Source organism: Candidatus Poribacteria bacterium, assembly GCA_016866785.1.
Classification (GTDB): Bacteria; Poribacteria; WGA-4E.
Genome location: VGLH01000278.1, coordinates 1 through 1,749, shown reverse-complemented (window position 1 = coordinate 1,749; position 1,749 = coordinate 1). Strand labels below are relative to the sequence as shown.

General features: G+C 63.1%; 2 protein-coding genes. Both read right to left on the bottom strand.

The genetic code is table 11. From position 1 onward, the window contains the following. Positions 1-173: 173 nt before the first annotated feature. Positions 174-902 carry a radical SAM protein gene (locus tag FJZ36_19265; GenBank protein MBM3217040.1) on the bottom strand — a complete coding sequence of 243 codons (729 nt, stop codon included), beginning with the start codon at positions 900-902 and terminating at the stop codon, positions 174-176. 443 nt (positions 903-1,345) lie between these two features. Then, complete coding sequence (locus FJZ36_19260) at positions 1,346-1,702, bottom strand: twin-arginine translocation signal domain-containing protein (protein MBM3217039.1); 357 nt, start codon at positions 1,700-1,702, stop codon at positions 1,346-1,348. Between the last annotated feature and the right edge of the window lie 47 nt (positions 1,703-1,749).

Sequence of the window (1,749 nt, the reverse complement as noted above, 5' to 3'; positions counted from 1 at the left end):
GCCCTCTCCCTGGGAATCCGCCGACGGATACGACCGCAGGAGCCTCAGAAACTCATAGACGACGCCGTAGATGTAGATGGCGAGCGAGACGCCCCCGTACAGCACCAAGCCGATCCTGAGTTCCTTGTCAGGGATACTGTCGGTGCGTTCATCCACTGATCTGCCCCATCCGGTCAGCCATTGGTTCCGCCGGAGCCATCACGCTGACGAACCACGAGCGTCGCCGTCGTATCTGGGGAACGAGAGCGGGCTGCTGGGAACGTCAGCCGCTGGTCTCCCACGCGTAGCGGTCGAAGCGCAGGAATTCGGTGTGTGCGCCGCTTTGTTTCAGCTCGTCGTCCGCGCGTCGCGGCGTCGAGTATCGCCGTCCGCGAAAGCTGCTCCGTCTCGACATACGCTTCGAAGTGCGCCCCCTGAGTGATCCGTGTGCCGAAGGCGTCCGGTTGTCGCCAGACGGATGTCCCGGGAAACGGACGATGCAGGCTCAACGTGACTTCGTCCGCGCCGCATCGCTTAGCGAACTCGACGGTTCGCCGAACGCTCTCGTCCGACTCGCCGGGCAGACCGACCATGAAGAACGCGCTGACGTAGAGCTTCGACGACTTCAGAGCGCGTATCCCGTGCGCGTGCTCCTCGGAGGTGAATCCCCGTTGCGCGAGACCCAACACCGCATCGTCCCCGCTCTCCGCGCCAAAACCGACGCGGACGCAGCCCGACGCCTTCATTGCCGCCGCAAGTTCGTCATCCACGAGGTTCCCCGCAGTCCAGCACTCCCAAGTCACGTCGAGACGTCGCCGGCGAATCTCCGCGCAGACTGCGCGTGCGTGCTCGCTGTTCAGTCCGAATAGGTTGTCGTAGACGTTGAACCCGCGAACCCTGTGTTCCCGTGCGACGTGTTCCATCTCGACGGAGCCGCGCCATAGGCTTCCGAGAAGCGTTCAGAACTGCTCGCCACACTTAGGACAAAGGGCCTTCTGGTCGATTCGATGTAGACGGCGAAAGCGATGCCTGCAAGACGGGCAGACGAAGGAGGTCTCCTGTTCTTCTTCCTCTCGGATTGGCATGCCCGCGAGCGCAATGACGGCAAGGATTCCGAACACCAGACCCACAAACGCCCAAGCAAGCGCCGACCTGCCCTTCGCGCACGCCATTGCTGCACATAGGACGCCTGAGCCTATCGCCTGCCATACGACTATCGCTGACAGAACGTCGTCGTTCATGGATTCGCCTCCCCTCACCCGAATACGCTATGCCGCCGACGCCTTGTGTCGAAACCGCCGTACAGCGCGCGTGCGACGATCTGACGGCGATGACACCTCGACAGCGCTTACAGACCGCAGGAGTGTCAGAGGACTTTTGGCTGCCCACTTAGTGTGTGGATCTGGACAGCGGTCACGCAATGGAGCGACGGTTCTCGTTCCGTGGACTTCGAAGTCGGAGACCCAACCGAAGCGATTTTCCCCAAGCTGTGCGACCATCTGCCCGTCGCGCTTGTCGTAGCGCTCCGGGCTCTCGCCGAAGGCGGCGCAGTCGGCTTCCCAGCGCTTGCCGTTGACGTGGACATCGCCGGATCGGTAGCAGGTTCCGTCGCCGTAGCCGTCGGAATCGCCGTTGCACCCGGCGACGGCGCGGCACGCACGGGCAAAAGGAGCCCGGCTCCAGCGGCTGCCGACAGTCCGAGGAATTCGCGGCGGGTGTACATCGGGTCTCCTTTCACCGGTGACGGGTTTCACGCTAGCTGTACGCTCA